General features: G+C 31.5%; 12 protein-coding genes and 1 pseudogene. 1 reads left to right on the top strand and 12 read right to left on the bottom strand.

Annotated elements, in window-relative coordinates:
* Nucleotides 1–225 precede the first annotated feature (225 nt).
* The 4 genes from JJE11_RS04675 to JJE11_RS04690 form a co-directional block, all read right to left on the bottom strand.
* Nucleotides 226–2505, bottom strand: a complete 2280-nt coding sequence (locus tag JJE11_RS04675; RefSeq protein WP_291633122.1) for a glycosyl hydrolase family 65 protein — start codon at nucleotides 2503–2505, stop codon at nucleotides 226–228.
* Nucleotides 2506–2545: 40 nt separating this feature from the next.
* Nucleotides 2546–3391, bottom strand: coding sequence for a carbohydrate ABC transporter permease (locus tag JJE11_RS04680; RefSeq protein WP_291633124.1), 846 nt, complete (start codon nucleotides 3389–3391; stop codon nucleotides 2546–2548).
* A complete protein-coding gene (locus JJE11_RS04685) occupies nucleotides 3391–4269 on the bottom strand; it encodes a carbohydrate ABC transporter permease (protein WP_291633126.1) in 879 nt (292 codons plus the stop codon). Before JJE11_RS04685 ends, JJE11_RS04680 begins: the two co-directional genes overlap by 1 nt.
* A 79-nt stretch (nucleotides 4270–4348) precedes the next feature.
* On the bottom strand, nucleotides 4349–5620 hold the full coding sequence (locus tag JJE11_RS04690) for an extracellular solute-binding protein (RefSeq protein WP_291633128.1): 1272 nt from the start codon (nucleotides 5618–5620) through the stop codon (nucleotides 4349–4351).
* Nucleotides 5621–5809: 189 nt separating this feature from the next.
* On the opposite strand from JJE11_RS04690, the gene JJE11_RS04695 reads away from it, so the two are divergent.
* A complete protein-coding gene (locus tag JJE11_RS04695; protein ID WP_291633131.1) occupies nucleotides 5810–6550 on the top strand; it encodes an AraC family transcriptional regulator in 741 nt (246 codons plus the stop codon).
* Nucleotides 6551–6597: 47 nt separating this feature from the next.
* Here JJE11_RS04695 and JJE11_RS04700 read toward each other — a convergent pair whose 3' ends face one another.
* From JJE11_RS04700 to pstB, 8 genes and pseudogenes are all read right to left on the bottom strand, one after another.
* On the bottom strand, nucleotides 6598–7068 hold the full coding sequence (locus JJE11_RS04700; protein WP_291633133.1) for a hypothetical protein: 471 nt from the start codon (nucleotides 7066–7068) through the stop codon (nucleotides 6598–6600).
* A 137-nt stretch (nucleotides 7069–7205) separates the two neighbouring features.
* Complete coding sequence (spoIVA, locus tag JJE11_RS04705) at nucleotides 7206–8684, bottom strand: stage IV sporulation protein A (RefSeq protein WP_291633135.1); 1479 nt, start codon at nucleotides 8682–8684, stop codon at nucleotides 7206–7208.
* 136 nt (nucleotides 8685–8820) lie between these two features.
* Nucleotides 8821–9813: an NAD(P)H-dependent glycerol-3-phosphate dehydrogenase gene (locus JJE11_RS04710; protein ID WP_291633137.1), complete on the bottom strand. Its 993-nt coding sequence runs from the start codon at nucleotides 9811–9813 to the stop codon at nucleotides 8821–8823.
* Nucleotide 9814: 1 nt separating this feature from the next.
* Nucleotides 9815–11131, bottom strand: coding sequence for a ribosome biogenesis GTPase Der (gene der / locus JJE11_RS04715; RefSeq protein WP_291633139.1), 1317 nt, complete (start codon nucleotides 11129–11131; stop codon nucleotides 9815–9817).
* On the bottom strand, nucleotides 11131–12468 hold the full coding sequence (locus JJE11_RS04720; protein ID WP_291633141.1) for a DUF512 domain-containing protein: 1338 nt from the start codon (nucleotides 12466–12468) through the stop codon (nucleotides 11131–11133). Before JJE11_RS04720 ends, der begins: the two co-directional genes overlap by 1 nt.
* Before the next feature lie 231 nt (nucleotides 12469–12699).
* Nucleotides 12700–13524 (bottom strand): substrate-binding domain-containing protein, encoded by an 825-nt coding sequence (locus JJE11_RS04725; RefSeq protein ID WP_291633143.1) that lies wholly within the window; start codon nucleotides 13522–13524, stop codon nucleotides 12700–12702.
* 74 nt (nucleotides 13525–13598) lie between these two features.
* Entirely contained in the window at nucleotides 13599–14255 is a 657-nt protein-coding gene (gene phoU / locus JJE11_RS04730) for a phosphate signaling complex protein PhoU (RefSeq protein ID WP_291633145.1), read from the bottom strand.
* A 23-nt stretch (nucleotides 14256–14278) separates the two neighbouring features.
* Nucleotides 14279–14575: pseudogene (pstB, locus tag JJE11_RS04735) on the bottom strand (phosphate ABC transporter ATP-binding protein); the annotation flags it as partial.

The following is a 14575-nucleotide window of genomic DNA, read 5'->3' on the forward strand; positions in this document are numbered from 1 at the left end:
AACAAATGTTATTTTATTATACTCTACGTCCTTATTCATTTTATTACTGATAACTAATTTTATAACATCTTGTTTCACTATTTCATCAATCGCTTTTTTTAATTCTTCCATTTAAGCACTCCTTAGCATTTATTTTAGAACCACTTTTCTATACAATTATATCATTATATAACAAACCGAGTATAATAACTTCTAAAAGCTTTTTATACTCGGCTAACTTATAAGCTAATTCACTATTTCTATTTTACCATTTTTGATAAATTTATATAATATATTATTAATTTTCAAATTAATCAGGCAGTCGCATTGAACAGTTATTTCCGTTTTATCCACTTTAACATCCACCTGAATGTGAGCACCTTTATACAAAAATTTAAACTTAAGTTCCTTCCAATTTTCAGGAAGCTTTGGTGTAAGTGAAACATTATCCTCTTTTATTCTAAGACCTGCAAATCCATACACTATTGCCATCCAGGTTCCACCCATATTAGCAGTATGAACTCCATCCCTCGTGTTTCCATGGGTGTCATCTAAATCTAAGCTTGCTGTCTCTATAAAATATTCATATGCCTTATCAATGTAGCCTACCTTGGAAGCCATAATACTATAGGCAGCACAAGATAATGATGAGTCGTGAGTTGTTATTTTTTCATAATAATCATAAGAATTTTTAATAGTCAAGGCGTCTGACTCATCTTCTACAAGAAAATGGGCAAGTACCGTATCTGCCTGCTTTAATACCTGGTATCTATAAATGGTTAAAGGATGAAAATTTAGTAATAGAGGATATTTATCTTTAGGTGTGCTTTCAAAATCCCATACCGCTTTAGATAAGAAGGTATCATCCTGAGCATTAATTTTAAGTTCTTCATCATAAGGTAAACACATATTTTTATAAGCGCATACAAATTCCTCGATTTCTTCCTCTGTCAAACTTATTTTTTTACATAAGCTCTTAAGCAATTCTGGATCCTTATCTAAGAGTTCATAGTATAGTTTTGATGCCCATTTTAGATTATATTTTGCCATTACATTTGTATAGTAATTATTATTTACTATGGCAGTGTATTCATCGGGTCCTGTTACCGCATCGATTTTAAATTGTTCCTTGTGAAAATGTCCTATTTGAATCCATATTCTTGCAGTTTCAAATACAACCTCTGCTCCACACTCTTTTATAAAATTTATATCTCCCGTTGCTAAATAATATTGTATATAAGAATAAGCTATATCTGCATTTATGTGGTATTGAGCAGTTCCAGCGGGAAAATATGAGGAACACTCCTTACCTGCTATAGTTCTCCATGGATAAGCGGCCCCTTTTTTGTGACCCATCTCTCTTGCCCTTTGCCTTGCATTATCTAAAATAGTGTAGCGGTATTTTAGAAGTCCCTTTGCCAATTTAGGATAGCATAGAGTGAAAAATGGAAGGATATAAATTTCAGTATCCCAAAAATAATGACCTTCGTAGCCTTCTCCGCTTAACCCCTTTGCCGGTATGTTGCTTTTGTCATCCTTGCCTACTGCTTGAAGAAGTTGAAATAAATTATATCTGAGCCCCAGCTCTAGTTTTTCATCTCCTTTAATATTAATATCTGCTAAACTCCAGAATTCATTTAAATATTCCCTTTGATGCTCTAATAATTGATTAAAAGGTTCACAGCTAATCTTCTCTATTAAATCTATACCTTGAGACTCTATGCTTTTGTAACGCCTTGAATCTGTGTACACATTATATTTTGTAAAGTTTATTACACTTTTCCCAGGTTCTGTTATAAAAGTAGTTTTTATTCCTTTATCTTCTCTTACAAATGAAACTTCATAATTAACACTTACGCTATGTTTTGTTGTAAGTGCCACAGACATCTTAGAGTTTTCAGTCTCAGACACTACCTGCATAATACCATTTTTCGCTACTATGGACTTTACTGATAAAATATTAGCGTGTCCTGCCGCAACCCGTGGATCACTCTCGTCTGTAAAATTTGTTACATCACCGTTAATTCCAGATTCTATAGTAATTCCTTCATTAAAATTAATTTTTTCTATTTCATAATGAATAGCAAATAATTCTAAGTATTTTAGTGAAGCGATTCTTGTTATCTTTATTTTTAGTTCGAATCCTCGCGGTGAAACCCACCATATATCTCTTACATAGCACCCTGTTTCCATATTAAGATATCTGTTTAGGCTTTTTACAGTTCCATTAAACAGAGAGAACCTCTCTCCATTAATTATTATGTTAATATTCTGAGCATCTGTAACATTTACAATTTTCTCCATAATTTCCGGGAAAGCATAAGCCTTTTCACCATATTGTATAGGAACTTCTTCATAAAAACCATTTATATAGGTACCCCTAACTGTTGGGTAAGTCTCAGAATATCCCTCTTCAAAATTTCCTCTAATGCCTATATATCCATTTGAAACATTGAATATACTTTCATTTTTCAAAAGATTCTCTTCCTTTAAACTATTATCGCTTATAATCCATTCATTTTTCATAATGTCTACTCCCTTTGCTAGCTTTGATTCTAACTCTTCGTTATTTGACGGCTCCGGCCATAACACCTTTAATAATATATTTCTGTGAAAATAAATAGAATATTATTATTGGTATAATTGTAAGCACAAGCCCTGCCATCGCCAAATTCCATTGTATTGTAAACTCCCCGAAAAAATAAAAGGTTGAAAGGGGAATTGTTCGAAGTCCTGGACTTCTAAGTACTAAGGATGGTAATAAATAATCATTCCATATCCATATTACATTTAAAATAGCTACTGTCACCGTAATAGACTTTAGGTTAGGAAATACTATTCCCCAAAACACCTGAAACTTATTGCATCCATCTATCATTGCTGCCTCTTCAAGTGATTTTGGAAAACTCTTAATAAAGCCATGATATAGGAATATTGATAAACTGGAACCAAACCCAATATACATAAAAATCAGCCCATAAAAACTGTTTATCATTGTGAAATTAATAGCTTTAATTTCCCAGCCGCTCATGTACTGCATTAAGGGAATCATAACAGACTGAAAAGGAACAAGCATCGTTACTACAAAAGTGTATAGTACAAAATCTGCAAGCTTTGAATTACTTCTAACTAATGCCCATGATGCCATAGAGGAAAAAATTATTATTAAACCAATACTTGTAACTGTTACAAATAATGAATTTGCCATTGCACTTAAAAAATTCATTTTATCAATTGCTGTTACATAAAAAGAGAAATCTAATGATTCTGGTAGTCCCATGGTATCAGTAAATATCTGTGCTCTACTTTTAAAGGAATTGACTACCATAATATACATAGGTAACAAGGTTAAGGCCGCTGTTATAAATCCTAATATAACAAATACTGTGGATGCTTTAAATTTTGCTTTCATTACATATCCACCTCTCTTTTCTTAGTAGTATAAATTTGTAAAACAGTAATTATCATTATGACCAAGAAAAAGATGATAGACTTTGCTTGTGCCTGTGCATATTTGTTATAGCTGAAGGCTGTGGAAAAAATATTCATAGTAACTAGTTCGGTTGATCCAAAAGGACCACCGTTTGTTAATGATAGATTAGTATCATATTGTTTAAATGAAGTAGATAAAGTTACAAATAAACTTATTGTAAAAGCAGGAGCTATTAGCGGGAGCGTTATTTTTTTAAATTTAGTCCAGTTATTTGCCCCGTCTATACTTGCAGCTTCCATAATGTCCTCTGATATACTCTCGATAGAAGCTATATATATTACCATTACATACCCTGCCATTTGCCATACCCCTACAATAACTAGTGCCCAAAATGCTGCAGTAGGTTCATCTAGCCAATTAAAGAATATCTTTTCTGTATGTGTAATTACACCAAATTCCTCAAAAAACTTTGTAAATATAAATTTCCATATAAATCCTAGAATAAGCCCTCCAATTAAGTTAGGTAAAAAATATACTCCTCTGAAAAAATTCTTATGTTTAATTTTTGAAGTTACTAGGAGTGCTAAAGAAAGCCCTACAATATTAACAAGAATAATCATAACAAAGGTATATTCTGTTGTAAGCCAAAAGGCATCCGTAAACTTTTTATCACCAAAAGCTGCGGCATAATTTTCAAATCCTACAAATGTAGACCCTTTAAAAGCAAACCCATTCCAATTTGTAAATGAGTATACTAGGCCCATAACAAAGGGAATAACAACCACGTTTATGAATATAAACAGTGACGGAATAACAAACAAAGCTGTGGTTATTTTGCTTTTGAGTTTTTTATCCATTCTTAAATTCTCCAATCATATTTTTATTTTTTAGATTAAAAGCCTCTTATCGAGGCTTTTAATCTAGTTATATAAGTTATTATTTTGCTGCATTAACCCAAATCGTGTTTATTTCATCTAGTAGCTCATCTGCATTTATTCTATCTGCATAGAATTTTTCCATTGCACTTGAACAATCCTTATCAACACCAGCTGGGAATAAATTGAATGTCCATGGGATAGTCTTTCCTTCTTCTGAGTATGTTGCAATTTCCTTAGATAAAACATCTAATTTACTAGTATCAAAGCCATCATATGCTGGAATTACTTTAAATTTTTCAGTAACAAATACCTGCCCAGCAGGATCAGTAAATAACCAGTCAAGGAACGCAATTGCTCCTGATTGTTGTTCTTTCGATGCAGCTTTATTTACTCTAAAGAAGTTCGAGTTTCCTACTGATAATGACTCATTACCATTTATAGGCATTGGCATCATACCATATTCAAAATCAACTTTATATTCGTCAATTATTCCTTGTGCCCAATTTCCTTGATGAATCATTGCAAAGTACCCTTGGGCAAAACCTGCAACTTGATCATCATAGCTATCCTTAGCAAGATTTGTATATGGTTTTAATGCTTCTAAATCTTTTGCATACTGCATAACTTCTGGAATGTCTTTTAACTTTAGTTCTCCACTTATAACCTTAGGTATAGCCTCTTTGTAGTTACTCATTGTTGCAAATGGCCAGTTAAATGGGTGCATAAATTGGAAGTATGTTTCTTTTGCAAAAGCTATTGGGCTTTTAACACCTTTAATCTTAGCAAGCTTCTTACTTGCCTCAACTAGATCATCTGTTGTCTTGATAGTAGCTGCATCTATTCCTGCTTCTTTAAACATAGTTTTGTTATATATTAATCCAAAACCTTCAATTGCCATTGGTAGACCGTATAACTTGCCATCTTTCATTGCGTCATCAGCTTGTCCTTTAGATATTTTTGCTGCTGCTTTTGCAGAATCAAGTGGTGCCATGAAATCGAAAAACTTATCAAACTCACTACCACTTCCACAAGTAAAAAGTGTAGGTGCTGTTTCTGGGCTTGATGCAAATTGTGTTTGTAGTGTTGTTACCAAAGCATCTCCTGCAGAACCTAATATTTTTACTTCAACATCACTTTGAGTTCCGTTAAAGGCCTTTGCAGCCGCTTCAAGTTCTTCTTGAATTTCGACCTTGTTTTGTATTACTGTTACTATTGCTTTTTCCTTTTCAACAGGTTCAGTTGTTTTTGTATCCCCACTTTTTGAGGCACATCCAGTCATAGTCGATAATGCTAAAACAATAGATAGGATAGTACTTATTGATTTTTTCATGCTAATTCCCCCTATTTTATATTTTCTTTTTGACTTCAAAATGCATTGAATACCTTTACATTGAAAGCCATAAAGTAATCAAAACAATTGAAGTATATTGACATTATATACAATAAATTGTATACTTTTTTATACAATGTTAATATATTTTGCACTTTAGTGTGTTTAATTTTTGTGAGGTGATAATTATTGGATGATATTTATAAGAAACTTGAATATACAATGGCTAGAAATAGATACACCTCTTACATTCATCCCCCCTATCAACTTGAGTGTAAGCTAGTACAAGCTATTCACCAGATGGACAATGATAAGAGTATTGAAATTTTAAAACAAATCAATTCCTTGGAAAGAGCTGAGCTATCTAAGAGGCCGATTAGTTCTCTTAAGTATTCTCTTGTAGCTTCATGTACATTTTTTACAAGAGGTGTAATTGAAGCAGGATTAGATACTGAGACTGCCTTTATGTTAAGTGATTATTATATTAACCTTATTGACGAAACTAACCACCTAGATAAAGTTCAAGCTTTAGAATATAAAATGTTATATGACTTTATTAAAGTTCTAAAAAAATACAAGGAAAATATCTACAATCCGCTTATTAATAGAGTAATCAACTATATAAATAAAAATATAGAAAATAATTTATCCCTAGGGGAAATTTCTACTTTTGCAAAGGTACATCCTAATTACCTTTCTGCTGCTTTCAAGAAGGAAGTTGGAAAAACCTTAACTGAATATATTAATGAACATCGAATTATTGCTATTAAACTGTACATGAATCACGCAAATTCAAGCATAAGTGAAATAAGCTATGTCTTTAATTTCAATCATATAACTTACTTTTCTCGCTTTTTCAAAAAACACACCGGGTTAACACCAAGGGACTATAGAAAGCAGTGCTCAAACACAAATTCCTTGGTGGAGTAAACTGAATAAGTTGACCCCTAATATAAATAAGTAAAAAAAGCACTCAATCATTTATTAAGATTGAATGCTTTTCTACTTTGTTTTTGCTCATACATCAATTGATCTGCGTATTCCAAGACTTGATAGAGGCTTTCATAATCCTTTGCATAACATGCCATCCCATAACTAAATTTAAGCCTATATGGCTTTTTTTCTGTATTATTGTATGCATCAACATGATCCTTAAAATTAACCCATTCTATAGAAAATAAATATCCCAAGAATAGAATACTAGGAGTCACTATAAATCCAGCTATATTGACTAGCTTATGCAATACCATAAATTGCTTCATATTTGGATTATTTAATATGACACTAAATATCTCTAATATTAAGGTAAGCCACGTTAATCCCATAATACATAAAAATAATTTATTAGTTGTATTTTTTCTATTCATATTAAAATAAGCATGTACAAGTAAAACAATTAGTAATATGGATAAAACAATACTTATTTGAATTTGTAATAAAATATCCATTTTAAATTTACTCCATTTCTATATACTTTTTTGCACATATTTCATATTAATTATAGCATTAATTCAATATTATAAAAGCTTTGAGTTATAAGAATTTCTCCCTATAACTCAAAGCCACTATATAATAAAAAATACTGTTATAATATAATACAAATTAAGCTACCATTACCCTCATTTATAATCCGTTGTAATGTCTTTTGAATTTTCACTTGAACGTCATCAGGCATTTTTATTAACTTATTTTGAAGACCTTCTTTAACTAATACTTCTAAAGATTTACCAAACATGTTACTCTGCCATATTTCGGATTTATCGTTCTCAAATTGTTCTATAACAGAATTATAGAATTCTTCACTTTGCTTTTCTGTACCCATTATAGGGGATATTTCTGTTTGTATATCGGCTCTTATAAAGTGAAGAGAAGGTGCCGATGCCTTAAATTTCACTCCGTATCTACCACCATGTTGTATTCTTTCAGGTTGGTCTAAGGTAATTTCTGAAAGTTCTGGTGCTACTAATCCATATCCTTTTTCCTTAACATCCCTTAAAGCATCTGCGATTTTATCATATTCAACTTTAGCCCTAGAGAATTCCCCCATTAATGTTAACAAATCATTTTGCCCTTTTATTTCACAATCACAAGTTTCACCTAGTATTTTGTAAAATAACTCATTTTTAGGAATTAGATTAACTCTAGCAGTCCCTTCTCCCATATTCATTTCATCAATTCTAGCAGAATCTAAGAAGTCTACTTCTTTAAAGCTTAATAGTGATTTATTTATATCTCTAACTTTAAAAATGTCCTTGCACATATCTTTTAAGAATTTCATAAAGCTAATTTTCACCCAATGTTTAGAACTTAAGTTTTCAATCCATTCTGGCATATCTATGTTAATTTCTTTAACTGGGAATTCTTTAAGAATTCTTTGGAATATATTGGCTATATCCTCCTCCTTCATATTTAGTACATCCATAACTTGAACTGGAACATCATATTTTTCTTCTAATTCCCTTGCTAAAACTTCTGTTTCAGGGGCAACAGCATTTTTAGAATTTAACACCATTATGAAAGGTTTATTAATGGCTTTAAGTTCATCAACTACTCTTCCTTCAGCTTCTAAATATTCTTGCCTTTCTATACCTGTAATAGAACCATCTGTAGTAATTAAAAGGCCAATAGTAGAATGCTCATTTATTACCTTTTTTGTACCAATCTCTGCAGCTTCCTCAAATGGAATCTCATAGTCATACCAAGGAGTTGTAACCATTTTAGGTGTCTCCCCTTCAGCGTATCCGAGCGCTCCTTTAACAATATATCCAACACAATCAACCATTCTAACTTTGAATTTTGTTCCACCTTCAAACTCAATTTCAACGGCTTCGTTGGGTACAAATTTAGGTTCAGTGGTATGAATAGATTTCCCTGAACCGCTTTGAGGAAGTTCATCTGTTGCTCTTTCTTTTTTATGAGGATTTTCTATTCTAGGAATTACCATAAGCTCCATAAATCTTTTTATAAATGTAGATTTTCCAGTCCTTACGGGTCCAACAACTCCTACATAAATATCCCCTTGAGTTCTCTCCGCTATATCTTTATATATATCAAAATTATCCAAGATATACCCCTCCCAATACTTATTATTAACATTATAAATATATTTTAGATAACAATAAATTATTACTATAGAATGAAAATATATATAAAAAAACCAGTTTTCCATTAATTTACTAACGGAAAACTGGCCTTCTATACTAAAACTCGTCTTTTTTATTTCTCGACATCAATTCGTGTACTCCATATTTGGGGTCCTTACCTTCAAATAGTACTTTGTAAAGTACATCTGTAATAGGCATAGAAACCTGCTGCTTCTCTTTAAGTTCATAGAATGCTCTTGTAGCTTTTATGCCCTCAACTACCATTCCGATGTCCTCGCAGGCCTTTTCCATAGAAACACCCTGCCCAATTAAAATACCGGCTCTTCTATTTCTACTATGCATACTAGTACAAGTTACTATAAGATCCCCCATACCCGTTAAGCCATAGAATGTTTCAATTCTACCTCCAAGCACAGTTCCTATTTTTATGATTTCACTCATTCCTCTTGTCATAAGAGCAGCCTTAGAATTATCACCATATCCTATGCCATCAGACACACCTGCAGCTAAGGCAATAATGTTTTTAACTGCACCGCCTATCTCTACTCCAATAATGTCTTCATTAGTGTAAACTCTAAATTTACTTGTCATAAATACATCTTGAATAATCTTTGCATACTCCATTTTTTTAGAAGTAACAACTACCGTTGTAGGTATATCTAAAGCGACCTCTTCTGCATGACTAGGACCTGAAAGTATTACTATAGGGTTATTTTTAATTTCTTCTTCTATAACTTCAGAAATTCTTTTTGATGAACCCTCTTCAATTCCCTTTGCAATGCTAACCACAATTTGATTTTGTTTTAAAAGTGGTGATATAAACTTACTTAAGTCTCTTATTGCATGTGAGGGCACCGCGAGTACTATTATATAACTATCACTTATTACTTGTTCTATGTCAGTGAATGCTGTCACTCCTGCTGGTACGATAACGCTGTGCAAATATTTAATATTTTCCCTTTTAATGTTAATATCATTAATAACACTAAGTTTTCTATCCCACATGCTAACACTCGTTCCTTTTTTGGCAAGCATTATTGCTAATGCAGTACCAAAACTCCCACTACCTAAAAAAGCAACTTTTGACATTCTATTCCTTCCTTTCCCTAAATATAAGTCTTATGCCTGTTCCGTTAAACTCAAATGCACTTCTCAATTGGTTTTCTAAATATCTGTGATAAGAGAAATGCAGTAAATTTTCATTATTTACAAAGAATACAAATGTTGGTGGTTTAGTGTCTACTTGAGTAACATAGAATATTTTTAATCTCTTATTTGCTACAGTTGGAGGTTCTTTCATAAGTACAGCCTTATTTACAACTTCATTTAGTATCCCTGTAGAAATCCTTTTCGAATAATTATCAAAACATTCTTTAACTGTTGCTAATACCTTATGTACTCTTTGACCTGTTTTTGCTGAAATAAATAAATAAGGAGCATAAGCCATAAAGTTTAATCCTGCTTGTAATTTCTTTTTATAATCAAGCATGGTTTTGTCATCTTTTTCAATAAGATCCCATTTATTTACTATAACCAAAATGGCTTTTTTCATTTCATGAGCAAAGCCTATAATTTTCTCATCTTGGTCACTTAGTTCATCCGTAGCATCAAGAATAAGTATAACAACATCAGCCCTCTCAACAGCAGCTAATGACCTAATAACACTATACCTTTCAATTCCTTCTTGCACTTTGCTTTTTCTTCTTATTCCTGCAGTATCTATAAGAACAAATTTACCTTCTTTAGTTTCCAATTTACTATCAATGGCATCTCTTGTAGTACCTGCGATATCAGTTACTATGTTTCTTTCTTCTCCAAGCATTTTATTTATTAGCGATGATTTACCAACATTTGGCTTACCTACCACTGCAACTTGAATATATTCTGTCTCTTCTGTACTAGCATAAATACTGTCAAAATGTGCTACTACTTCATCAAGCATATCTCCAAGCCCAAGTGCTTGAGTTGCAGAAATAGCTATAGGTGTACCTATCCCTAAATTATAGAATTCAAAGGCATTTGCTTCTAGTTGGAGATGGTCTATTTTATTTACTACGAGTACTATTGCTTTTTTGCTTTGTCTAAGCATTTGAGCAACTTCATAATCTGCACCTGTAACTCCTTGTTTACCATCTACAATGAATATTATAACATCTGCTGTCTCTATAGCTATTTGTGCTTGTCTTCTCATTTGAGCTAAAATAATATCTTGACTTTCAACTTCGATACCACCTGTATCAATTATTGTGAAATTATGCCTTAGCCAATCCGCATCCGCATAAACTCTATCTCTTGTTACACCTGGTTTATCATCAACTATTGATATTCTTTTACCTGCTAACTTATTAAATAATGTAGATTTCCCAACATTAGGTCTTCCTACTATTGCTACAATTGGTTTTGCCATTATTCTTCCTCCCGACTATTTTGGTTTATTATGTGGATTAAATCTTCTCCTGAATAATCACATATTAAAACTTTTTTACTTAAACTTTTTTCTAAATCACTTATTGTAATATTATCTAAGAATATTTGTTCCTCATAATTCCCTAATTCATATCCACCTTTTAACATATTGCTAGGAATTACTAAATACTCACCTAGCTTTTCATTTTTCAGTCCATTGATTATGTCGCTACCTGTTAAAAGACCAGCTACTGTAATAGTTTCCCCAAAAAAATAATTTGTTATTTTTTTAACATCAATTTTAATTTTGTTATTAGTTGCTGTAATTTTCTCAGCTACCTTTAATATTTCTGCGTAAGCAGAGTGTCCTGTTATAAAGGTAAAAGTTCCCCCAATATTTAGCTTTAGGGATGTTACATCTTCATCAATAACACTTCTAAGTAGCCTTATCATACCAATGCCATCTTCTAACTGCTGGTAACCATCATAGAACTCTTCTCCTGGAACATCAATTCCAGATGTAACATAGAATTCATCAGACAACCTTATAAAAGGTGATCCTATTTCTCTAATGTATTTCTCTTGTAATTCTTTTACACTTTCGATTTCTTGCGTTGCAGTATTCTTATCATATAAGGTTAAATTAAATAATCCTTCTCTATACTTTGTTACTCCAACTGGTACAACCGCCAAATTTTCAATGCTAGGATAAAGTTTATATAAATCCTCAATTGTTCTTATAAGCGCTGCCCCATTGTTAATACCTGGACAAGAAACCACTTGACAATTAATTTTAATATCAGCCTTGGCCAACCGCTTTAACCTATCATATACATTTCCAGCAGATTTATTATTTAACATTAGCTTTCTAAGTTCTGCATCAGTAGTATGTACTGAAACATTAATAGGACTTATCTTATATTGAATTATCCTATCAATTTCGTCTTCTTTCATATTGGTTAAGGTTACGAAATTGCCTTGAAAAAACGATAATCTTGAATCATCATCTTTAAAATATAAAGTTTCTCTCATTCCTTTTGGCAATTGGTCAATAAAACAGAATATACATTTATTATGACAACTCTTCGGTTTATCCAAAATGGCATCAATAAATTGGATTCCTAAATCTTCATCATATTCCTTTTCAACTTCAATATCCCAAACTTCTCCGTTATTCTTTTCTATCTCAATGTTAAGAAGTTCATCTGTAATTAAAAATTTGTAATCTATAATGTCTACTACATCATTGCCATTTATACTAATTAATTTATCTCCCACTTCTAACTCAATTTCTTCTGCAATACTTCCTGGAAGTATCTTAGCTATTTGGTTTTTCATTTTTACCTCCTGCTCAACCATAATATTTAATTTATAATAAGCAATTAGTTTAATAATAAATTATAGTATTCCCTATGCTATATTACATGAATTAACTCCCTAAGTCAACGCTATAAGCCTTTAAAAGAAGAAAAAATGGCATATTTCGCGCTTTTCAAATAAATTATATAATAATTTTGAAATTATTATATAATTTACTACAGATTAAAAATACCTCCTAAGAAGGAGGTACTAAAATGCTTCTATGCAATATTTTCTTATAATATTCTTACCATCTTCACTTTTTAAATACTGAAAAAGATCTTTTAAACTATCTTCTTTGTCTTTAGAATAATATACTTTTATTGGAAATCTCAAAGCATAAAGTTCATTTTTTAAATTCGAAATAGTAATTTGAATACCACTTAACTCTAAAAACTTACTTTCTTTATTATACCACTGTCCTGGTATAATACCTATAGCATTTTTATTCTGAGCAACAAAATTTTTCATTTCTTCCATACTTGATACATATTGAGTGTTTTTGCTCATTTGTTCTTTTACAGGCGTATCCATTATTCCTTTATTAAATTCTTGCTGGACTGAATTCAAAACATTTTTAAAGGCTACAGGTACAATCATTTTTGATTCACCCTTTAATTGCTCCCAGTTTACTATATTTCCAGTATATATTTTTTTTAATTGGGAAGTTCCCAAACTATTTACATTATTACTATTGTTAACTATAATACCTACACCATCATAGGCTAGAATTTCAGCTTCAATATCTTTATTGTCTGACTCCACATATCCAATTAATATATCCACTTCAGATTTATATAGTTTTTCAAATGCGATTTCTCTATCGGCAGATTCCACAGTAATAACAGGGTCATTATTAAAATTGTAATCATTTACTAAATCATTTACCATGGGCATAACTGTATCTTCACAAATAATTTTAATGGTTTTAGACTGTTTGTCTTTGATTGTTGCATCTTTTTTACATCCTGCACTAATCATTATCATGCTAATGCAAAAGATTGCTGAAAAAGCCTTTAAATTTTTCATATTCATAATCACTACTCCACTACAATATTTTATATATAAGTTATTCAAGATAATTGTAGTTTTTGTATTTTCCATAAAAACTATTCGTTTAAATTAATTTTTTCACCAGTAACTTGGTAAATTGTCCATTCACATATGTTTGTTGTATGGTCAGCAATTCTTTCTAACCACTTACAAATAAATATAAATTGAGTGGCTTGATTTACTGTATTTTGATCTTTAATCATTAATTGTAAAAGTTCTCTAAATACTTCCTTATATATAGCATCTACTTCATCATCGCGCTTGCAAACTGCATATGCCTTATCAACATCTCCAGCCACGTAGGCATCTAATGCATCCTTTATCATACGTACTACTATTTCAGCCATCATAGGTATATGTACTAGTTGTTTTATATACTTTTCATCTTTTAATCTTAAAGTGATTTTAGCAACATCAACAGCATGATCAGCCATTCTCTCGAGGTCTGTTACTATTTTTGTTGCTGTGAAAATATTTCTTAAATCTATTGCTAAAGGCTGTTGCATGGCGATTAATTTTATTGCTTTGTTTTCTATTTCTCTTTCCATTTCATCAACTATATCATCATTTTTCATTATTTTCTCAGCTTTTTCAGTATCTTGAGTAACTAAAGCGTCGATGCAGTCATGAATTTGTTTTTCTACCATGCTTCCCATTCTAATTAAATCATTATGAAGTTCTATTAGATTCTCTTCAAATACTTTTCTTGCCATAATATCACCTTCCTTTTTATATTTTAACCAAATCTTCCTGTAATATAATCTTCTGTTCTTTTATCACGCGGTTTATAAAATATTTCCTCGGTTTTTCCATTCTCCACAATTTCTCCATTTAAGAAAAATGCTGTATGATCAGAAATCCTACCTGCTTGTTGCATATTATGAGTAACAATTATAACTGTATACTTTTTTTTAAGTACATCCATTAATTCTTCAATCTTTAAAGTTGAAATAGGATCTAATGCAGAAGTCGGCTCATCCATTAGTAAAACCTGAGGTTCTACTGCCAAAGTTCTAGCTATGCATAAACGTTG

Origin of the sequence: Clostridium sp. (assembly GCF_016650095.1) — a bacterium.
Classification (GTDB): Bacteria; Bacillota; Clostridia; order Clostridiales; family Clostridiaceae; genus Clostridium_AD.